Consider the following 20288-nt stretch of genomic DNA (forward strand, 5'->3'; position numbering starts at 1 on the left):
TATTAGCTTGTTGCTGTTCCATCGCTTTGATTTTTGGTAAGAAGCTAAAATAATAATCTTACCTAAATTCAGTTTTTAACTTCCCGGAGGGACACATCTATGTAACAATATTTGATAAAACAACGGAACACGAAAGGCTGATTGCTTTGCTTGAGGAATGGGGCTTTCAATATCATGGTATCAAGAAAACTCCAACAGGAGACGAAAAGGTATTTACCAGAGAATTTGACCGAAACGCGACAATAAGTTTAGACCATCCTAAAATAACATACCCCTACCTTTCTAAGGAAAGCGATATTTACATTGTGCCGATTTATCCCAGCTATCACACTGAGTTATTTCCAGATTCAATTTTAAATACTGAATCACCCAAGGAATATATTGAAAATGAACCTCATCGTAACGCATTAAGTAAAGTATATATCTCTCGTTCATCAGAAAGAAACTTAAAAAGCGGCGATATAATTGTATTCTATCGAACTGGTGACACTTACCCCAAAATATATTCCGGTGTAGTTACAACAATTGGTGTTGTAGAATCAATAAATACAGATATAACCGATGAAGAACATTTTGTTGCTTTATGTCGCAAAAGAAGTGTATTCTCTGATGGTTCTCTTAAAGAGCACTGGAACTATAAGCCGAAGAGTAGGCCATTTATCGTTAACTTTCTTTATGTGGCATCTTTTCCTAGAAGGCCAAATTTAAAGTGGTTAAACGAAAATGGTGTAATACCTTCGATTTTGGATATGCCTAGAGGTTTTAGGAAAATAAGCAGGGAAGATTTTTATAACATTACAAAATATGCGTACGGAAAATGAAGGTTCTATTATCGATTAAGCCAGAATATGCTTTCAAAATATTTGACGGTGAGAAAAAATTTGAATTTAGAAAAGCCATTTTCAAGAAAGCAAATATAAAAACGGTTGTTGTATATGCGTCGTCGCCCGTTCAAAGAGTTATAGGTGAATTTGAAATTGATGATATTTTCAGTCTTGAACCTAGAAAATTATGGGAGAAAACTAAGGAATTCTCCGGCATTTCTGAAGAATTTTTCTTTGCGTATTTTGCCGAAAGGAAGGTTGGGTATGCTATAAAGATTAAAAAAACCCGGAAATATAGGACCCCTCTATTATTAAAAGACAGCTTTAATAATGCCGCCCCTCCGCAATCTTACATGTACATTTAGTGCATATACAAAAATGATTGTCGACTATAGGCCCGTTTTTAGGGCGGATAGGCTAAATTACCAATGGTATTGGTGTTATATTTAATGTTTGTATAATTTACCTAGTGCCCTCCCAGTACCCTCCCAAAGTGAGCAAAAGTATTTTAAAGTGGCAAATTTTGATTTCCTGAAAATTCATAACTCAGTGAAAAATAAATTGTTTTAAGGTCTTATATACACAAAATATTGTATGGCATGCAAGTGCTTTATAAAAAATATTTACCCTGGGCAATCATCTCGTCTGCAATACGGCGGCGGGCGGCTTTGGTATTAAATGCATCGGCTTTGGTAAAGCGTTTCAGGCCCAGTAGCATCATACGTTGTGTATCGCCTTCGGCAAAGGCGTTGATGGCATCTTTACCGGCCTTATTAATTTTATCAGCAGCATCATACAGGTAAGTGCGTACTACATCGGCTTGCAGGGCGGTGGCCGCTTCGCCCTGGAGATCCTGTAATTTTTGCAGGCGCAGCAGCGCACTTTCGGCTACATAGGTTTCAATGGCCATGTCGGCTATGTTCATCAGGATTTCCTGCTCGTCCTGCAATTTTTGCATGAGTTGCTGGGCGGCGGCACCGGCTACCAGCAGGATGGCCTTTTTAAAATTGACAATCAGTTTGGTTTCTTTGGCAAACGGGGTATCGTCTTCACTGCCAAAATCTGGGATGCTCACCAGTTCCTTCTGCACGGCAAAGGCAGGGCCCATGAGATCTATTTTCCCTTTCATGGCGCGTTTCAGGGTCATGTCCAGCGTGAGCAAGCGGTTTATTTCATTGGTGCCTTCAAAGATGCGGTTGATGCGGGAATCGCGGTAGGCCTTGGATACCACGTATTCATCGCTGAAACCATTTCCTCCGTGTATCTGTACACCTTCATCCACCACGTAGTCCAGCACTTCGGAGCCATTTACCTTCAGGATGGCGCATTCTACGGCATATTCCTCGGCGGCGCCCAGCAGGGCCTCGGCAAAGGATTTGCCTTCTGCCATCAGTTCTTTTTCCTTCCAATCGATGAGGTGGGCGGTGCGGTACAGGGCAGCCTCGCTGGTCCAGATGCGGATTACCATTTCAGCTAGTTTGTGCTTAATGGCGCCGAAGTTGGCAATGGGTTGTTTAAACTGTTCGCGGGTAACGGCATATTGCACCGTAATGTCCGCCGTTTTACGGGACCCGCCCAGGGCGGCAGCGCAAAGTTTCAGGCGGCCTATGTTCAGGATATTAAAGGCAATGAGGTGGCCTTTTCCAATGTCACCCAGTAAGTTTTCCACGGGCACTTTTACGTCCTGGAAATAGATCTGGCGGGTACTCGAGCCTTTGATGCCCATTTTATGTTCTTCTTCGCCCAGGGTAAATCCGGGGGTACCTTTTTCAAGGATGAAGGCGGTAAACTTATCGCCGTCTATCTTGGCGAACACGGTAAATACATCGGCAAATCCGGAATTGGTAATCCAGGCTTTTTGTCCGTTCAGAATGTAATATTTTCCGTCGTCGCTTAGTTTGGCGGTGGTTTTGGCACTCAGCGCATCCGAGCCGGAACCGGGTTCGGTGAGGGCATACGCGCCTTTCATTTCGCCGGTGGCCAGTTTGGGAATATATTTTTGTTTCTGAGCTTCGGTGCCAAAGTAGAGGATGGGCAGGGAGCCAATGCCGGTGTGGGCGGCCATGGCTACGGAAAAGGAATGTCCAGCCCCCAGTGCTTCATTGATCAGCGTGGCGGTCACGAAATCTTTACCTAAGCCATTGTAAGCTTCCGGGAAGGCGGCACCCAGCAAGCCTTGTGCGCCGGCTTTTTCCAGCAGGGAGGGCATCAGTCCTTCCTCCAGTTTATCGATGCGTTCCAGCAGTGGCGTTACTTCTACGTTAATGAATTGTTCGGCCATTTCCTTGATCATCCGCTGCTCTTCAGAAAATTCTTCGGGGATGAATGTATCGGCGGGAGTAGTGGGTTTTACAAGAAATTCAGCGCCTTTCAGGTGGGACTGTTTATCAACGGTTGCGTCCATAGCGTGGAAATTTTAGTGTACTCCTAATTTACTTAGTTTGGTGCAATTGGCAAAAGTTGTTTAAAATTGCGGGCTTATGCAGCACCAGCACTTTCAGCTTATCTACGGGGTCCATACGTTTCATGGCATCCGCGTGGGCCAAGGGCCTGCGTTGCTGGTATGCCTGCACGGTTTTGGGGAAAGTGCGGAACACTTCTTACCATTGGCCGAAGGCCTGGCCCATCGCTTTACGCTCGTGGCCCTGGATATGCCCCTGCATGGGCGCACCCGGTGGGAAGGGCCGGCTCCTATGACCAAGGAAGATCTGCACCATATCCTGACACTGCTACTACAGCAGGAAGGCCATCAGCGGTGTACGTTGCTGGGGTATAGTATGGGTGGGCGGCTGGCCCTATGTGCTGTGGAGGAGATGGCCGGCATATTAGACGGTCTGGTGCTGCTGGCGGGGGATGGACTATATAAAAACCGCTGGCATGTATTTGTAACGCAGACCTGGCTGGGCAACCGGATATTCCGCTACCAGAGTTATCATCCGGCCTTCTTTTTTAAACTGCTGCTGCTGGCCCGGCGGCTTGGGTGGATTAACGAAAGCATTTACAAATTTGCCTATCATCGGATGGATACGGAGGATAAACGCTTGCAGGTGTACCGGGTATGGACTACTTTGCGCCGCATGATGCCCAACCTGCCGCACGTGGAAGTTCGTATGCAACAATACCAGGTAAAGCTGCTGCAAGTGTTTGGCAAATACGACCGCATTATTCCGCCAGCTTTTGCCCGCCGGTTCCAGCACGCATCCTTCCCGGTAAAAACGATGGTGCTGGAAAAGGGGCATCAATTAATTAACGGATCGCTCGGTTATACGATCGATAATAACTTGTAGACGCTACGCATGTACATATTACTAAGTTTAATGCTGGCCCTGGGCCTGATGTATGGTTTCCTGCTGCTGCGCTACCGCTATGGCTGGATGCGACTGGTGAGCCGGCCCTGCCCGCCGCCGGCAGCCGCCTTTCATACCAGGGTGTCCGTCATTATTCCTGCCCGCAACGAAGCGGAAAATATTCCCCCACTGTTGCAGGCCCTTACCGCCCAGCAATATCCTCCCCACCTGCTGGAAATCATCATCATCGACGATTTTTCTACAGACGATACGGCTGCCCTGGTAAAAGCCTGTGCAGCACCTTATGTGCGCTTGTTGCAGATGTCGGAGCATTTCAGCATAGACCAGCGGCTGAATGCGTATAAAAAGAAAGCCATTGAAATAGCCATTGGTATCTCCACCGGCGACCTCATTATAACCACTGATGCCGATTGTGTAATGGGGCCTGAATGGATCGCTTCTATTGTGCAGTGTTATGAATTTAATAGGCCTAAGTTCATTGCCGCTCCAGTGGCCTTTCACCGGGAGGATACTTTTTTCAAGCAATGGCAGTCGCTGGATTTTATTACCATGCAGGGCATCACCGGGGCCGCCTCCGCCCTGCATTCTGGCAGTATGTGCAACGGGGCTAACCTGGCGTATGAAAAGGCCGTATTTTACGAGGTAGACGGATTTCATGGGATAGATAATATTGCCTCCGGCGACGACATGCTGCTCATGTATAAGATATTTAAAGTGTATCCCAACAGCATTGAATACATTCCACGGGAAGAAGCCATTGTATACACCCTGCCCATCGACAATTGGAAAGGCTTTATGAACCAGCGTATCCGCTGGTCGTCTAAGGCGGATAAGTACGACGACAAAAGCCTGATCCGCGTACTGGTCATTTTTTATTTTTGGAACGTTTGCCTGGTGGTGCTGCCCCTGTGCGCCCTCTTTATGACGGCGCTGTGGTGGTGGTGGGCGGGCCTGTGTGCTTATAAAATACTCCTGGAATTATACTTTCTCTGGCCGGTAACAAAGTTTTTTAAACGCCGCTTCCTGCTCAAAATATTATTGCCCGGACAGCCCCTGCACATCCTGTACGTGATCATGGCTGGCTGGCTGGGTAAGTTTGGTACTTACGAGTGGAAAGGACGGCGGGTGAAATAAACGGTGAAAACCCTTATCTTAAAATCATGATCTCCACGGCTGCCCGCTCACCTGCTTTGCAACGGCTGCTGCGCAATAAAGGTGCGGCGGCGGGCCTGTGCGTGATTGTGCTGGCAGCGTTGCTGAGCATCTTCGCCTACTTCCTGGCCCCCGATCATACCCCCAATGCCAACCGGATGACGCTGGAGATCAATGGCGCCCATCCTGGTTTTACGGTGACCATGCTGGCCATTCCAAAGGTACCCGCCCCGCCCCCAACCGGCTTATGGAAGCGGCTGCTGAATGGTACGGAGGATCCCTACACCTGGGTTCCTATTAAACAATACCAGTACACCAGCGATAGCCTGCTGGTGGAGCGTTATGTAGACGAGACCACCACGGCCCGCGATGCCTATGCCCTGGCCAGCCTTACCCCTGGTAGCCGCCCGGTAGCCAATGCCGGGAAGGGGCCGCTCATCATACGGCGTACATACTGGCTAGGCACCGACCGTTTTGGGCGCGACATCCTGAGCCGCCTGATCGTGGGTACGCGGGTAAGTCTGAGCGTAGGCTGCATAGCCGTGCTGATATCCCTCACCATAGGCGTGTTGCTGGGCGCCCTGGCGGGGTACTTCCGTGGCAAGGTAGATGAAGTGGTGATGTGGGGCATGAACGTGATCTGGGCCATACCTACGTTGCTGTTGGTGTTTGCCATCACCCTGGCGCTGGGTAAAGGTTTCTGGCAGGTATTTATTGCCGTGGGGCTTACCCTGTGGGTGAGCGTGGCCCGCCTCATCCGTGGGCAGGTATTAGTGCTGCGGGAGCTGCCCTTCATAGAAGCCACGCGGGCGCTGGGTTTTGGGCATGCACGTACTATTGGGGTACACATACTGCCCAATATAGCCGGCCCTGTCATGGTGGTAGCCGCTGGCAATTTTGCTACCGCTATCGTGGTAGAGGCGGGTTTGAGTTTCCTGGGCGTAGGCGTACAGCCCCCACAACCTTCCTGGGGACTGATGATCAAAGAAAATTATAATTTTATCATTACCCACAACCCCATGCTGGCCCTGGCACCGGGTTTTGCCATTATGATGCTGGTGCTGGCCTTTAATTTCCTGGGCAATGGACTGCGCGATGCCCTGGATGTGAAATAGTGCGGCGCAGCCTACACTTACCTACCTGCATTTCCTTCTGGTAAATAAAGCGCTGAATGCTTTGTTTGTATTAATAAAATATCTAATTTTATTAGTAAGCAACCTATCGAAAAACCATATCTACCAGTATATAATATTTGTCTCCATGTCCTTTTCATCACTACGCGCAGCGCGTTTCGTTTGTTTCTTTCTCCTGGTGGCAGGCCTGATGGCTTGCAGCAAAAAGCATAAAGGCAATGGTGATGTAAAACCGCAGGAACAGGGCCTGGTGCTGAAGCTGGATGGCGTATCGGAATCTACTCCTACTGCTGCCCCTGGCGAAACCTACCCCTTCTCTGTAGGCGTTACCTCTACCCTGCCCGCAGCAGGCGTAACGGTAACAGTAGTAGTTACCACCGTGAGCGGTACCGACATACCACAACCTCCCATGCCAGCCCAAACTACTGCCCCCATTAGCATTACTTTGGTAAACCTGCCAGACCTCAAAACCTGCAACGTTACCATTACCATCACCTCCGTTTCTAACCCGGAAAATACCGTTACCAAGACATTTCAAATCACCAATAAAGCCTAGTGATCGGATACGCCGCCTTGCAAAGCAACCCAGCAGGTTGCTTTTTTATATACTGTTTTGAAAATTGTGACTTAGGTTTGCATCCATTGAATCTGGATCTATGCGAATGGCAGTTTTAGCGGCAGGACAGTGGACAGACCGTCCTACAGATACCGGCAATGCCGTCCGGGAAATTTTGTTCGGGCTATGTCAGCAGTACCCATCTCACAATTTTTTGTTCATCAGTAAAAAATCGTTCAACCCTGCCGGCCTGCCGGTCAATGCCCAGCCGCTGGTGATTTCGCCGGTACTGAACCATTATTATTGGGAAGAGTGGCAATTGCCCAGGGCATTGAAAAAAGAAAAGGTGGAGCAATTGCTGGTGGTAAATGAGCTGCCGCCCGCCAAGCTGAAAGTTCCGGTGACCCTGTTAGTCACCCATGCCCGCTGGTTATTGGATGCCGATGCGGCCAAAGCTGCCGAGCTATTGCCCAGGGTCCGGCATATCCTCGTTCTGTCTGAAACCCTGCGTAATGCCCTGTTGGCCCTGGCCCCCGCCGCTGCGGCGCAGGTACGCCTGGTGCGCCCCGGCCAGAACGCCCTGTACCGGCCCCTGGAATGGGACGACCGCCAGGCCGTGAAGCAGGAACACGCCGGCGGCACTGAATACTTCCTGGCCACGGGCACCATAGACCCGCGCAACAATTCCTTGCCCTTACTCAAAGCATACTCCATCCTTAAAAAACGGCTGCGCAGCAATGTGAAGCTCATCCTGGCCGGCGAAGTGAGCGCCGCTGGCCAGGAAATTATTGATTCCCTGACTTCCTTCCGTTTTCGCCAGGACGTGATATGGCTGCCGCAGCCCGATGCCGCCACCCTGGCTACTTTAACAGCCGGCGCTTACGGCCTGCTATTCACCAACCGTTTCGACGGCCTGGCCCTGCCAGTCTATAACGCCCTGCACTGCAATGTGCCAGTGATCGCTTACGAAAGCCCGGCAGCCCGCGAAGCTGGCGGCCCTGCCGTGATCTACGCAGACCCTGCCCAGTCAGACGACCTGGCAGAAAAACTGATCCTGCTCTACAAAGATGAAAACCTGCGCGCCCGCCACCTGGCCGTGGTGCCGGATACCGTTCATTTGCCGCCTTGGGATAGCACTGTATTGGAAGTGGGAGCAATGCTGGGGTTGTAAGCCGTAGCGACTATAATTAAAAGTGCAGGAAGAGGTGTTTCCCCCTCACCGCCAAGATGGCCCATGCCCACAGGCCGCCTGGCAAATGCCGGCATGCGTTTATGCCCAATAAGCCCTACCTTTACGACCTTAATTTTAAACGCACATGGCAAAATCTTCTACAATTCAGATTAATGTGGCGCTCGACGAACAGCGTGTGCCGGAGAAAATTGAATGGAGCGCCTCGGACAGCGCCCAGGCAAATAAGAACAAGGCCAAAGCCATGATGATCGCTTTCTGGGATGCCAAGGAAAAAACAGCCCTGCGCATAGACCTCTGGACCAAAGACATGATGGTAGATGAAATGGCCGACTTCTTTTTTCAGACCATGATGACTATGGCAGATACCTACAAACGTGCCACGCCCTATCACGACCAGGCCGAAGACCTGCGCACCTTTGCCCGCGACTTTTTCGAAAAATTCAACGAAAAGCAAAAAGCGGAACAGGCCCAGGAAAAGAAATAACTGCCATCCCTTAATTTAGAAAGGCTACAAAATATATAACGACATGTCATTAGAACTTGATATCAACGGTGCCATAAAAACCGCCATGCTGGCCAGACAAGAGGCCGAACTCCGCGCCCTGCGCGCTATCAAGGCCGCCATACTGCTGGCCAAAACCGCCGAAGGTGCCAGCGCCGAGCTAACCGCTGCCGACGAATTGAAGCTGCTCCAGAAACTGGCTAAGCAGCGCAAAGACTCCCTGGAAATTTTCCGCACCCAAAACCGAGAAGACCTGGCTAAAAAAGAAGAAGAGGAACTGCTTGTAATAGATCGCTACCTGCCCAAACAACTGGACGAAAGCGAAATACGCACCGCCGTTGCCGCCATCATCGCCGAAACCGGTGCCAGCTCGCCAGCAGATATGGGCAAGGTGATGGGCGTGGCCACCAAACAACTGGCTGGAAAAGCAGATGGTAAAATCGTTTCCGGAATAGTAAAGGAATTGTTAGCCAAATAATATAACTTGTCGCACGATTTACATCGGCGGAGACACTGCCTTTGCCTATAACCTGACTGAAACTATGTAACAGGAACGGCCCTACCACCAGGCCATGTTCCATGGCTGTTGATCTTGTTGCTCACTCATACACAAAACCAGCCTACCGCAGCGGGCAATAGAAGGTACTACTCATTACCGGCACGTATCCTTATGACCATTGATATTATTTTTGCGATCATTTTGGTAATTGCCGTTTACAAAGGCTTTTCAAGAGGGCTTATTGTAGCGGTGTTTTCTTTTGTTGCCGTGCTACTAGGTATTGCCGTGGCTTTAAAACTATCTGCCGTAGCGGCTTTGTATGTACAGCAACATTGGAGCATGCAGGCCCGTTGGGTGCCGGTGGCCTGTTATATCGGCCTGTTTATCGGGGTAGTATTACTGGTAAGGCTAGGCGCCACCGCCTTGCAAAAGCTAGTAAAACTGGCCATGCTGGGCTGGGCAGACCGGCTGGGGGGCATCGTCTTATATGTATTGCTTTACACGATCAGTTATAGTGTATTGCTGTGGATCGCTAATCAGTTAAATCTGCTGAGTCCTGCCATGAAAATGCAATCCGTGGTATACCCATGGATAGCCGGCTGGGGCCCCTGGATCATAGATACCCTGGGAAAGCTGATGCCCTTGTTTAAAGACGCTTTTGCCCAACTGGAACATTTTTTTGAACAGGCCGCTCATCACCTGCAGGAACAGCAATTGAGCACTGGCGAAAATGGATAAGCAGGAGTGCAACACCCGGTAATTTTAGACATCGTATTCAATTCAAAGACCATTTGAATTAATAAAAAGAATTATTTTAGCATTAAATTGACTTCAAGATTTGGCAATGGATTACGAAATCAAAACAAAAGGCAAGTTTAATTTCATAGAAGAAGGGGAGGGAGAACCGCTGATATTGCTGCATGGATTGTTCGGAGCGTTAAGCAATTTCAAGGATCTGATAGAACATTTCCGGGTATCCTATAAAGTGGTGGTGCCTTTGTTGCCGTTATTTGATCTGAATATCCTTGATACCACCGTAGGCGGGTTGTCGAAATTCGTTCATAAATTTATCGAGATGCAAGGTTATACCAACGCACACCTGTTGGGTAATTCTCTGGGTGGTCACGTAGCCTTGGTATACCTGCTGAAACATCCGGAAACCTCCATTAAGTCACTTACCCTCACGGGTAGTTCCGGTTTATTTGAGAATGGCATGGGCGAAACTTATCCCAAACGGGGCGATTACGAATACATCCGTAAAAAAACCGAGCTTACTTTCTACGACCCGGCCATGGCCACCAAAGAACTGGTAGACGAGGTGTTTGAGATAGTGGGTAACCGGCTTAAAGTTATCAAGGTAATTGCCCTGGCCAAGTCGGCCATCCGGCATAATCTCGGCGAAGAGCTTAGTACCCTTACCCTGCCCGTATGCCTGATCTGGGGCCAGAACGATACCATTACACCGCCTATGGTGGGGGAAGAATTTCATCGCCTGCTCCCTAATTCAGAATTGCACTTCATTGATAAATGTGGCCATGCTCCTATGATGGAAGTACCTGGAGAGTTTAATAAGGTACTCGAAGATTTTTTACACCGGCTTAAATAGCTTTCTTTTATACAGACCCGTACCTTGGAATGGTGCAGCAACTATCCGTTTATTACACAAACGGTACATCTATATTGCAGGAATGTTCGTTAATTTTAGGAAGAGGGACTGGGGTACATAACGTGGCCCCGTATTTGGAATATCACTTGTTATTATATTAGATATGCTGACCAGGGACCTTATATCAACAGTAGTACCGGTGCTGCATCCAAAGGATACAGGCGCTAGGGCCATGCGATTGATGAATGAATTTCATCTGACGCAATTGCCCCTGGTGGTGGATAATAAATACCAGCAACTGATCGAGGAAGAAGACGTGATGGATTGGGAAGACCCGGACCTGCTGCTGGAAACCATCGAAGACAACAATTTTAAACCTGCCGTAAGTGAAACGGCCCACATTTTTGAGGCCCTTAAACTTTTCGCAGATTTTAAACTCACTTCTTTGCCCGTATTGTCTAAAGAAGGCGATTATATGGGCGTCATTACCCGCGATAGCCTGCTGATGCCCCTGGCCGCTTATAATGCGGTAAAGGAACATGGCGGTATCATTGGCCTGGAAGTAGACCCCCGCGATTACAGCCTTACTGAAATAGCCCGCATTGCCGAGTCTAACGATGTAACGATCCTCAGTGTGAACACCCTTACCATTCCCTCTAATGGTCGCATGGAGGTGATGCTGAAGACCAACCGCCAGGAACTTTCTGCGCTGGTGGCTACCTTCGAGCGGTTTAACTATACCATTCGCTATATCTTCACTGAAGAACAGGAGGAAGACCTGCTTAAGAAAAATTACGACCTGCTCATGAATTATATGAGCATGTAGGTGCATCTTACACGTGTTATTACCCATTCACTCCATTTTCATTTAGTTATTTATACGCCTTCACCGCGGTATAGGTAGGCTTTACCTGGACGAAGCCTCCCTCAGGCTGGGTGCAGTCATGCGTTCCACTTTATTTTTCTTTTGGCGATACGGTGCATTCCTGCTGGCTAAATAAATGTGAATTTGCCGGCAGGGTAGTCTTAGCCTCAATATTTGTCTATATTTGAGCGCCTGCTTACACTGTTTCATGCATGTTTTATTTACGACGTTGCCTTTTCATATTTGGGCTGCTGGCGGGTTTCATAGCCCACGCGCAGACTGCGGGCGTTTCCCCCGCGCCGGTAAAAGATACCGGGTACCTCATTGTGCGCAACATCCTGGTACAGGGTAATAAGAAAACCCGCACCTCCATCCTGCTGCGGGAACTAAGTACCGTGCCAGGCGATACCATTTACCTCAAAGACCTGTCTCAAACGCTGGAAGACCGGCGCAAGCAACTGCTCAATACCTCCCTTTTTCTAAACGTGACTGCCAATATCAAGAACTGGAAGGGCAAGGAAGCAGACCTGGTGTTTGAGGTATGGGAGCGCTGGTATATCATTCCTTTTCCCATCTTTAAACTGGCCGACCGCAATTTTAACCAGTGGTGGGTGGCCGAAGGCCATAGCCTGAACCGGGTGAACCTGGGCCTGCGCGTAACCCATAGCAACCTTACCGGTCGCATGGATCGCCTGGTGGTGGGGGCGCAAATGGGCTATACGCAAAAACTTACTGTGGCTTACACCCTGCCTTACATCGACAAACATTATCATAATGGGTTGGGCATTAACTTTTCGTTGAGCCGTAACCGCGAGATCAATGATAGCACCAGCTTTAATAAACAGCTTTTTTACAAAAGCCGAGATTTCATTCAGCACCAGTATACGGCGGGCCTGGTATACAGCTATCGCAAGGCGATCAATACCCGTCACCAGGTATTCCTGAATTATTATTATGAAGACCTGGCAGACTCCGTAGCCCTGCTACGCCCCAACTACCTGGGTGGGGGACGTAGCAGGGTGCAATACCTGGAGCTCATGTACCTGCTTACCTATATCAATGCTGATAGCTGGAAATACCCGTTGCGCGGCGTACAGTACCAGGCCAGCATTAGCCGCCGTGGCATACCGCCCATAGACGATATAAAAGACTGGCAAGTGAGGGCCAGAGCCGCAAGGTACTGGCAACTGGGTGCCAAAACCTTTGGCGCCCTGGGTGCGCGGGGACAGGCCATGCTGCCGGAAAACCAGCCCTACATTAACCAGAAAGCCCTGGGGTATAACGACGACTTCCTGCGGGGATTGGAATATTTTGTGATAGATGGCACCAGCTTTTTCATGGCACAAAGTACGTTCCGCTACGAGGCCTGGAATTTTAACCTGCACCTGCCGGTGGTGCCGGGCAAGTTTAACCGCATACCCTTTCGCCTGTTCCTCAAAGCCTACGGCGATATGGGCTATGTGTACAACAAGCTACCGGGCAATGGGATGCTGAACAACAAGATGTTATATACCGCCGGCGTAGGATTGGACATTGTATCTTTTTACGATACTTGTTTACGGTTGGAATACAGCATCAACCAGTTAGGTCAAAAAGGGCTATTTTTACACACCAAGATTGATATGTAATCAGCGGGGGCGCGCCGCTGGCGGTATTTACCGTAGCCGGATGCTCCTGCTAAAAGAAGTTCCTCATGCAAATTGCCCTGTACAGCCGTGGATTTATTACTGAAGAAGTAGACAATGTATTACTGCTGCTGGCGGAGCTGGAAAGCCATGGCATTACACCCATCGTGTTTGAACCGTTTTACCAGACGTTAAAGTCCCACCTGCCCTTTGAAAAGGAGCTGGATACCTTTAGCTGTGCCAGCGACCTGGAAGGCAAGATTGAGTTCCTCATAAGCCTGGGCGGCGATGGTACCCTGTTGGATACCCTTTCCTATGTGCGGGATACCAATATTCCCATCCTGGGGATAAACTTTGGCCGGTTGGGATTCCTGGCCAGCATAGGCAAGGATGAAATACCCGCCATGGTACAGGCTTTACTGAACCGTACCTACGAAGTGGATAAACGGAGTTTGCTGCACCTGGATGCCAACATTCCCCTGTTTGGGGATGTGCCCTATGCACTGAACGAATTTACCATCCATAAAAAAGATACTTCGGCCATGGTGAAGATTCATACCTATCTTAATGGCGAATTTCTCAATACTTACTGGGCCGATGGACTGATTGTGAGTACGCCCACCGGCAGCACTGGTTATTCCCTGAGCTGTGGGGGGCCGGTGGTATTTCCCGAAGCGGGTAGTTTTGTGATCACGCCCGTGGCGCCGCATAACTTAAATGTGCGTCCATTGGTAGTACCGGACAATAATATCATTTCCTTTGAGGTGGAAGGCCGTAGCGACCAGTTTATTTGTACCCTGGACAGCCGCATGGAGATCATAGACAGTGCGGTGCAACTGGCTGTGAGGCGGGAAGAATTTACCCTTAGCCTGCTAAGGCTAGAGGATAGCAATTTCCTGCATACCCTGCGCAACAAATTGCTGTGGGGTATTGATGCTCGGAATGCTATTGGTAACCGGTAGTAACCAGGCAGGTAGTGGCCCACAAATGATTGTTTCACACATATGCATTTATTTATACCCTAATACCAAATCTGCATTCCCCGCGTTTTAGTAAATCAAATATGCGTAGATCCAATAATACTCCCCGGCGGTTCCTGATATCTGTGCTACTGTCTGCCACTGTGCTGTGGGGAAGGCCTGTTCATGCACAGCAAGAGCTGTCGTATACAGGAGAACTGGGATTCTCTATCGGGGCGGCCCATTACTTTGGCGACCTGAATCCCGATTTCCACCTGAATGCGCCCAAACCCTCCGTGGGCATCTATTACCGCCGTTATATGAATGATTATATTGGGGTGAGGGCCCAACTGCGCTTTATGCAGCTAGGATATTCCGATGTGAACAACAAACAAAATGAATACGATTACCGGCGTAACCTGAGTTTTAATACCAACATCGAAGAATTTTCGCTCCAGGGTGATTTTAACTTCTTCCGTTTTGAGCCGGGCAGCCTGGCCTACCGCTTTTCTCCGTACCTTACCGGCGGATTGGCGCTTTTTCATTTCGATCCCTACGCCTATCTCGATGGGCGTAAATATTATTTACAACCGCTGCATACGGAAGGCCAGGGTTCTGCCCTATACCCCGATCGTAAGCCTTACGGGCTGATATCGGCTGCTTTCCTGATTGGAGGCGGTTTTAAGTACAATGTATCTAAAAAAGTGAATGTAGGGATGGAATGCCTATACCGCTTTGCCCAGACGGATTATCTCGACGATGTAAGCACCACGTATGCCGCCACTTCGGTGTTCCCTCCCAATAAAGACGGGTCGCCCTCGGTGGCCTACCGCCTGCAGGATCGTTCGTCCGCCCTGGGCAACGCCATTAGTTACCCTGGCCGCCAGCGGGGCAATAGCCGGGATAAGGATCAATACCTTACGCTGGAATTTACCATCAGTATTTTATTTACTTCCTACCATTGCAGGTTCTGAAAACCTGGTCGTTATTTGTCCGCGGTTGATCGGGGTATTTTCCCGGTCCGCCGATTCTAATTGCCCGTCCGTGAAAGCTGCGCTATCATGAAACCCGTTATCAGCGGGCATTTTCCGTTAAAAGTACGTTAAAACAGGGGGCGGGGGTTGGCTAAAAAAGGCATTCAGGTATTTTTGTATCTTTGCACACTTTTAGTAAAATCTTGTATAATACGCTTTATACACACTCATGAGTTTGAAGGAACAATTGGATTTGCAACGGTTACCCCGTCATATAGCCATTATTATGGACGGAAATGGCCGTTGGGCAAAGGAGCGTGGGCAAGATAGGCTTTACGGCCACCACGAGGGGGTGGAAAGTGTGCGCACCATCGTAGAGGGCTGTGCAGAACTGGGGTTGGGTTACCTGACCCTGTACGCTTTTTCTACCGAAAACTGGGACCGCCCTGTATATGAAGTAAATGGTATTATGGAACTGCTGGTGAGTACCATCCGCAAGGAAGTGAGTACCCTCACCAAAAATAATATCCGGCTGCAAGTGATCGGCGACTTGGAAATGTTGCCCCAGCGCTGCATTACGGAACTGAACGAGGCCATAAGCCTCACTGCTCAGAACACTGGACTTACCTTGATCATGGCCTTGAGCTACAGTGCGCGCTGGGAAATCGTAAATGCTGCCAAACGTATGGCCGAGGATGCAAAATCCGGCAAACTAGACCCCGCTACCGTAACGCCAGCTATATGGCAACAATACCTCAGCACCCGGGATTTTCCCGATCCGGAACTTATGATCCGCACCAGCGGGGAATGCCGGATCAGTAATTTCCTCTTATATCAATTGGCCTACGCGGAACTTTATTTCACAAACACCCGTTGGCCCGACTTCCGCAAAGAACATCTTTATCAGGCCATTCTGGATTATCAAACAAGAGAAAGGCGCTTTGGCAAAACCAGTGAACAAATACAGCAGAATGAAGAAATTATTTCGTAGCAGCCACCTTTTGGCTACAGCTTTATGTTGCAGCGTAAGCATAGGTGTGTCTGCACAGCAGAAAGATACCGCGACCACACAGCCGCGTACCGACACCGTTCCTGCTGCCAACAACTTACCTGCTGAAGCTCCCTTTACCTACGCCAGTCCACAAGAATATGAGATCGCAGACATCAGCGTGTCCGGTACACAATACCTGGATAAATCACTGCTCATCTCTATCGCAGGCATTTCCCCCGGCGACAAAGTAGTACTGCCCGGCGATCACTTTGCAAAAACCATCCAGTCGCTGTGGAGTCAGCGCCTGTTTGCCAACGTGGCCATTAACATTACTAAGATCGAAGGCAATAAGATCTGGCTGGAAATAGCCCTCACGGAGCGTCCCCGCCTGTCTGAATTTGTTTTTCACGGCGTGAAAAAAACAGAATCGGACGAGATCACCACTAAGGCTTCCCTTCGTAAAGGCAGTGTGGTAACGGAAAGCCTGAAACAAAATACAGTAGGCGTAGTACGCAAATACTACGCAGAAAAAGGCTACCGCAATATCGGCGTGTCTTTCGAAGAACAGGCAGATCCCCGCCAGACCAACAGTGTAAAACTCATTATCACGATCTCGAAAGGAGAGAAGGTACATATCCAGAACATCAATATCGTGGGAAATGAGGTGCTGAGCGACGCTTCTCTCAGAAAGAAGATGAAAGGCACCAAAGAGCAAACCCACTTTACCTTGCACCCCGATGTGGAACATGTGTATGTAGACTCTTCCGACCTGAAAGATACTTACTGGCAAGACTTTGGCTTCCTGGTACCCTCCCGCACTTTCGAAGAGCTGGATCCTTGGTTCCGTTTTAAATTCTTCAGCTCTTCCAAGTTTAACGACAGTAAGTATGCTGAAGACAAAGACAAGATGCTGGCCCTCTACAACAGTAAAGGCTACCGCGATGCCGCCATTGTGGATGATACTACCTACTTTACCCGCAACGGTAATATGAACGTGGACATCCGCTTCGAAGAAGGCAAGAAATATTACTTCGGTAACATAGCCTGGAAAGGCAATACCCGCTATCCCGATTCCCTGCTGAACGTAATCCTGGGCATCAAGAAAGGCGACGTATACAACATGGAGCTGTTAGAAAAAAGAATTGGTAAACAATTGTCGCCGGAAGGCGGCGCCGATATCAGTTCCCTGTACATGGACAAGGGTTACCTCTTCTTCCATATTGATCCTGTGGAAACAGCCATCCGTAAAGACACCATCGACTTTGAACTGAGAATGGTGGAAGGACCGCAGGCCACCATTAAAGAAGTACGCATAGCGGGGAACGATAAGACCAACGAACACGTAATCCGCCGTGAGCTACGCACCATTCCCGGTGAAAAATTTAGCCGTGCAGATCTGATGCGTTCACAGCGTGAAATTTCCGCCCTGGGCTTCTTCAACCCCGAACACGTAGAAATGAACCCGATCCCCCACCTGGAAGATGGTACCGTGGATATCGATTATAAAGTAGAAGAAAAAGCCAATGACCAGTTAGAACTGTCTGCTGGTTGGGGTGGTTATATAGGTCTTACCGGTACGCTGGGGGTTACTTTCAATAACTTCTCCCTGCGTAATATCTTCAATAAAGATACTTGGGACCCCTTGCCGAGCGGCGATGGCCAGAAACTGTCTGTGCGCGTATCTTCCAATGGTAAAGCGTATCGCTCTTACAACTTCTCCTTCACCGAACCCTGGCTGGGTGGCAAACACCGCAACCAGTTCTCCGTGAACTTCTATAGCAGTTACCAGAACCCGAACGCGTATTCTGCGGCGATCTATGGTAAGGCTATTTCCAACAATGCTTATTTCAAGGTATTGGGTGCTTCCGTTTCTATGGGTAAGTCTTTAAAATGGCCGGATGACTACTTTACCTTTATTTATGCACTGAACTACCAGCAGTATAAGTTGAAGAACTATAATTACTTTAACATCCCTGGTTTCGATAACGGTACGGCCAATAACTTTAGCATCAAGCTTACCCTGGCCCGCAGTTCCGTAAGCCAGCCAATTTTCCCAACTTCCGGTTCCAGCTTTAACCTTACGGCGCAGCTTACACCACCTTACTCCATATTTAACCCGACTAAGGACTACCGGCAGGAATCGCTGAAAGACCAGTTTAGTTTCATCGAATACCAGAAATACCGTTTTAACTTCGACTGGTATGTGCCGTTGAGTAAACCCCGTTCAGACAACAAGACCCTGGTACTGCGCCTGGCCGCTAAATACGGTATCATTAGCCGTTATAATAACCGGACAACATTATCTCCGTTTGGCCGTTTTGAACTGGGTGGAGATGGGTTGAGCAACTTTGCTATCTACGACCGCGACATTATTTCCCAGCGTGGTTACCCGGTATACTACACAAGCGATCCTAAAGTGAATCCGGAAAACGGGCAGCCTACCGGTTATGAAGGCTTCACGGTTTTCAACAAATACATCATGGAGTTACGCTATCCAATAAGCCTTAACCCCAGTTCCACCATCTTTGGGCTGGCCTTCCTGGAAGCGGCTAATGGTTACCGTACCGTAGAGGATTACAACCCCTTCCGCCTGCGTCGTTCTGCGGGGCTGGGTATGCGTTTCTACCTGCCGATGTTTGGATTGCTCGGGTTCGATTATGGTATTGGTTTCGACCGCCTGCAACCAGGTTCCGGCCTGAAGGATGCGGCCAAGTTTACCTTCATGCTGGGCTTCGAACCGGAATAATGACATTGGATTCGACAATAAAATTAATATATTGCAAATCCAATTTCGGGGGCTATCCATTGCCGTGCTGACAAACAACACAATTGGTGGTGGCCGGAATTGGAACATGGCAAACCTGTTAAACCTGATCGTAGCATGAAAAAATTATTATTCACCGCAGCCCTGGTGGTTGTATCCGCCCTGGCGGCAAACGCCCAGCGTTACTGCGTTATAGATACTAAATACATCCTGGAGAATATCCCGGATTATAAAGCTGCCCAAAAACAATTGGACGCTGTGGCAGACCAATGGCAAAAAGAAATCGACGCCAAGTTTGCCGAAGTAGATAAAATGTATAAGTCGTACCAGGCGGAGCAGGTAATGCTGACCGAGGAATTAAAACAAAAACGGCAGGACGACATCGTAGCCCATGAAAAAGAAGCTAAAGCCTTACAGCAAAAGCGTTTTGGCTACCAGGGAGATTTATTTAAAAAACGAGAGGAGTTGGTAAAGCCCATACAAGATAAGATTTACAATGCCGTGCAGAAAATGGCTGCCAGCCACCTGTACGATTTTGTGCTGGACAAATCTGGTGGCGTAACCGTGATCTTCTCCGATCCTAAGTTGGACAAAAGCCAGGATATCCTGACTACACTTGGGGTAAAAGCAGGACAGTAAACCATAAAGTTTTTATCACATAAATATGATTATGAAGAAGTACGTAAGTGTTGCCGTTGTAGCTTTGTCTGGCTTGTTCAGTGCAACTGCCATGGCACAAAGCAAAATCGGCTACATCAATGCCCAGGCGGTAGTGGAAGCTATGCCAGACACCAAAACAGCCCAGGCTTCTCTGCAGTCCTATGCTGAAGACCTGGATAAAGGTGGCAAATCGTTGGTAGATGAATACCAGTCTCAGGCCAAGGCTTTTCAAGACTCTTCCGCCAAATGGAGCGCTAATATGCAGCAAGCCAAGGCAGAACAGGTACAGCAAATCCAGAAGCGTATTGAAGATTACCGCCAGAGCGCAGAACAGAAGATCGATGCCAAGAAATCTGAAGTACTGAAACCCATCTACGACAAGGCCCGCAAGGCCATCGAAGACGTGGCCAAGGAAAAAGGTTATGGTTATGTAATTGACAGTTCTTCCGGTATCCTGCTCTCTATGCCTCCCGGCGACGACCTGATGGCAGCGGTGAAAACGAAATTAGGAATTAAATAGCTTTTGATACCAGGCGTCCTGCTATAACCGGCAGGACGTTTTTATCGTCATGTCGTTTTCGCAGATCCCTTGCCTGAATACCTTTTGCCTGTAAAAAGAACTGTATCTACATTTCAAGCAATTCCCTTAAATACTAACACAATCAAAGACTTTTTTAA

20 protein-coding genes are annotated in these 20288 nt (G+C 48.8%); 19 read left to right on the top strand and 1 reads right to left on the bottom strand.

Translation table 11 applies throughout. From position 1 onward, the window contains the following. Window positions 1-146 precede the first annotated feature (146 nt). The gene (locus tag GA0116948_RS15310; RefSeq protein ID WP_089713802.1) at window positions 147-821 is read left to right on the top strand and encodes a hypothetical protein; all 675 of its coding nucleotides are present in this window, start codon (window positions 147-149) and stop codon (window positions 819-821) included. Further along, the gene (locus GA0116948_RS15315; protein ID WP_089713803.1) at window positions 818-1189 is read left to right on the top strand and encodes an ASCH domain-containing protein; all 372 of its coding nucleotides are present in this window, start codon (window positions 818-820) and stop codon (window positions 1187-1189) included. Before GA0116948_RS15310 ends, GA0116948_RS15315 begins: the two co-directional genes overlap by 4 nt. A 245-nt stretch (window positions 1190-1434) precedes the next feature. Here the strand turns inward: GA0116948_RS15315 and GA0116948_RS15320 are convergent, their stop codons facing one another. Next, window positions 1435-3228, bottom strand: coding sequence for an acyl-CoA dehydrogenase family protein (locus GA0116948_RS15320; protein WP_089713805.1), 1794 nt, complete (start codon window positions 3226-3228; stop codon window positions 1435-1437). A gap of 76 nt (window positions 3229-3304) precedes the next feature. On the opposite strand from GA0116948_RS15320, the gene GA0116948_RS15325 reads away from it, so the two are divergent. The 17 genes from GA0116948_RS15325 (at window position 3305) to GA0116948_RS15405 (ending at window position 20130) form a co-directional block, all read left to right on the top strand. Beyond that, window positions 3305-4111, top strand: a complete 807-nt coding sequence (locus tag GA0116948_RS15325) for an alpha/beta hydrolase (RefSeq protein ID WP_089713807.1) — start codon at window positions 3305-3307, stop codon at window positions 4109-4111. 9 nt (window positions 4112-4120) lie between these two features. Beyond that, window positions 4121-5266: a glycosyltransferase gene (locus GA0116948_RS15330; protein WP_089713809.1), complete on the top strand. Its 1146-nt coding sequence runs from the start codon at window positions 4121-4123 to the stop codon at window positions 5264-5266. A 26-nt stretch (window positions 5267-5292) separates the two neighbouring features. Next, window positions 5293-6399 carry an ABC transporter permease gene (locus GA0116948_RS15335; protein WP_089713811.1) on the top strand — a complete coding sequence of 369 codons (1107 nt, stop codon included), beginning with the start codon at window positions 5293-5295 and terminating at the stop codon, window positions 6397-6399. A gap of 145 nt (window positions 6400-6544) precedes the next feature. Continuing rightward, window positions 6545-6973, top strand: a complete 429-nt coding sequence (locus GA0116948_RS15340; protein ID WP_089713812.1) for a hypothetical protein — start codon at window positions 6545-6547, stop codon at window positions 6971-6973. 106 nt (window positions 6974-7079) lie between these two features. Further along, window positions 7080-8144 (top strand): glycosyltransferase, encoded by a 1065-nt coding sequence (locus GA0116948_RS15345; protein WP_165798508.1) that lies wholly within the window; start codon window positions 7080-7082, stop codon window positions 8142-8144. Between the two features lie 145 nt (window positions 8145-8289). Further along, window positions 8290-8649, top strand: a complete 360-nt coding sequence (gene gldC, locus GA0116948_RS15350) for a gliding motility protein GldC (RefSeq protein ID WP_089713816.1) — start codon at window positions 8290-8292, stop codon at window positions 8647-8649. Window positions 8650-8692: 43 nt separating this feature from the next. Continuing rightward, complete coding sequence (locus GA0116948_RS15355) at window positions 8693-9145, top strand: GatB/YqeY domain-containing protein (protein ID WP_089713818.1); 453 nt, start codon at window positions 8693-8695, stop codon at window positions 9143-9145. Window positions 9146-9337: 192 nt separating this feature from the next. After that, entirely contained in the window at window positions 9338-9904 is a 567-nt protein-coding gene (locus GA0116948_RS15360; RefSeq protein WP_089713820.1) for a CvpA family protein, read from the top strand. A 106-nt stretch (window positions 9905-10010) separates the two neighbouring features. Next, window positions 10011-10772 (top strand): alpha/beta fold hydrolase, encoded by a 762-nt coding sequence (locus GA0116948_RS15365; RefSeq protein WP_089713822.1) that lies wholly within the window; start codon window positions 10011-10013, stop codon window positions 10770-10772. Between the two features lie 163 nt (window positions 10773-10935). Further along, window positions 10936-11598: a CBS domain-containing protein gene (locus GA0116948_RS15370; RefSeq protein ID WP_089713824.1), complete on the top strand. Its 663-nt coding sequence runs from the start codon at window positions 10936-10938 to the stop codon at window positions 11596-11598. A gap of 251 nt (window positions 11599-11849) precedes the next feature. Beyond that, window positions 11850-13265: a POTRA domain-containing protein gene (locus tag GA0116948_RS15375; RefSeq protein ID WP_089713826.1), complete on the top strand. Its 1416-nt coding sequence runs from the start codon at window positions 11850-11852 to the stop codon at window positions 13263-13265. A gap of 65 nt (window positions 13266-13330) precedes the next feature. Continuing rightward, a complete protein-coding gene (locus tag GA0116948_RS15380) occupies window positions 13331-14224 on the top strand; it encodes an NAD kinase (RefSeq protein WP_089713827.1) in 894 nt (297 codons plus the stop codon). 101 nt (window positions 14225-14325) lie between these two features. Continuing rightward, window positions 14326-15195, top strand: coding sequence for a type IX secretion system protein PorG (gene porG / locus GA0116948_RS15385; protein WP_089713829.1), 870 nt, complete (start codon window positions 14326-14328; stop codon window positions 15193-15195). 229 nt (window positions 15196-15424) lie between these two features. Next, a complete protein-coding gene (locus GA0116948_RS15390) occupies window positions 15425-16186 on the top strand; it encodes an isoprenyl transferase (protein ID WP_089713831.1) in 762 nt (253 codons plus the stop codon). Further along, window positions 16167-18932, top strand: a complete 2766-nt coding sequence (locus tag GA0116948_RS15395) for a BamA/OMP85 family outer membrane protein (protein ID WP_089713833.1) — start codon at window positions 16167-16169, stop codon at window positions 18930-18932. Before GA0116948_RS15390 ends, GA0116948_RS15395 begins: the two co-directional genes overlap by 20 nt. A gap of 135 nt (window positions 18933-19067) precedes the next feature. After that, window positions 19068-19589, top strand: a complete 522-nt coding sequence (locus tag GA0116948_RS15400; RefSeq protein ID WP_089713835.1) for an OmpH family outer membrane protein — start codon at window positions 19068-19070, stop codon at window positions 19587-19589. 31 nt (window positions 19590-19620) lie between these two features. Next, on the top strand, window positions 19621-20130 hold the full coding sequence (locus GA0116948_RS15405; protein ID WP_165798507.1) for an OmpH family outer membrane protein: 510 nt from the start codon (window positions 19621-19623) through the stop codon (window positions 20128-20130). The last annotated feature ends 158 nt before the right edge of the window (window positions 20131-20288 follow it).

Origin of the sequence: Chitinophaga costaii (assembly GCF_900094705.1) — a bacterium.
In the GTDB taxonomy this organism is placed as follows: domain Bacteria; phylum Bacteroidota; class Bacteroidia; order Chitinophagales; family Chitinophagaceae; genus Chitinophaga; species Chitinophaga costaii.

What these genes read in the sequence shown, in the direction of transcription:
- GA0116948_RS15375 (WP_089713826.1), top strand. Translation starts at nt 11,850, where the DNA reads ATGTTTTATTTACGACGTTGCCTTTTCATATTTGGGCTGCTGGCGGGT.
- GA0116948_RS15390 (WP_089713831.1), top strand. Translation starts at nt 15,425, where the DNA reads ATGAGTTTGAAGGAACAATTGGATTTGCAACGGTTACCCCGTCATATA.
- GA0116948_RS15340 (WP_089713812.1), top strand. Translation starts at nt 6,545, where the DNA reads ATGTCCTTTTCATCACTACGCGCAGCGCGTTTCGTTTGTTTCTTTCTC.
- GA0116948_RS15360 (WP_089713820.1), top strand. Translation starts at nt 9,338, where the DNA reads ATGACCATTGATATTATTTTTGCGATCATTTTGGTAATTGCCGTTTAC.
- GA0116948_RS15395 (WP_089713833.1), top strand. Translation starts at nt 16,167, where the DNA reads ATGAAGAAATTATTTCGTAGCAGCCACCTTTTGGCTACAGCTTTATGT.
- GA0116948_RS15345 (WP_165798508.1), top strand. Translation starts at nt 7,080, where the DNA reads ATGGCAGTTTTAGCGGCAGGACAGTGGACAGACCGTCCTACAGATACC.
- GA0116948_RS15325 (WP_089713807.1), top strand. Translation starts at nt 3,305, where the DNA reads ATGCAGCACCAGCACTTTCAGCTTATCTACGGGGTCCATACGTTTCAT.
- GA0116948_RS15330 (WP_089713809.1), top strand. Translation starts at nt 4,121, where the DNA reads ATGTACATATTACTAAGTTTAATGCTGGCCCTGGGCCTGATGTATGGT.
- gldC (WP_089713816.1), top strand. Translation starts at nt 8,290, where the DNA reads ATGGCAAAATCTTCTACAATTCAGATTAATGTGGCGCTCGACGAACAG.
- GA0116948_RS15355 (WP_089713818.1), top strand. Translation starts at nt 8,693, where the DNA reads ATGTCATTAGAACTTGATATCAACGGTGCCATAAAAACCGCCATGCTG.
- GA0116948_RS15370 (WP_089713824.1), top strand. Translation starts at nt 10,936, where the DNA reads ATGCTGACCAGGGACCTTATATCAACAGTAGTACCGGTGCTGCATCCA.
- GA0116948_RS15315 (WP_089713803.1), top strand. Translation starts at nt 818, where the DNA reads ATGAAGGTTCTATTATCGATTAAGCCAGAATATGCTTTCAAAATATTT.
- GA0116948_RS15335 (WP_089713811.1), top strand. Translation starts at nt 5,293, where the DNA reads ATGATCTCCACGGCTGCCCGCTCACCTGCTTTGCAACGGCTGCTGCGC.
- GA0116948_RS15320 (WP_089713805.1), bottom strand. Translation starts at nt 3,228, where the DNA reads ATGGACGCAACCGTTGATAAACAGTCCCACCTGAAAGGCGCTGAATTT.
- GA0116948_RS15405 (WP_165798507.1), top strand. Translation starts at nt 19,621, where the DNA reads ATGAAGAAGTACGTAAGTGTTGCCGTTGTAGCTTTGTCTGGCTTGTTC.
- GA0116948_RS15365 (WP_089713822.1), top strand. Translation starts at nt 10,011, where the DNA reads ATGGATTACGAAATCAAAACAAAAGGCAAGTTTAATTTCATAGAAGAA.
- GA0116948_RS15380 (WP_089713827.1), top strand. Translation starts at nt 13,331, where the DNA reads ATGCAAATTGCCCTGTACAGCCGTGGATTTATTACTGAAGAAGTAGAC.
- GA0116948_RS15400 (WP_089713835.1), top strand. Translation starts at nt 19,068, where the DNA reads ATGAAAAAATTATTATTCACCGCAGCCCTGGTGGTTGTATCCGCCCTG.
- porG (WP_089713829.1), top strand. Translation starts at nt 14,326, where the DNA reads ATGCGTAGATCCAATAATACTCCCCGGCGGTTCCTGATATCTGTGCTA.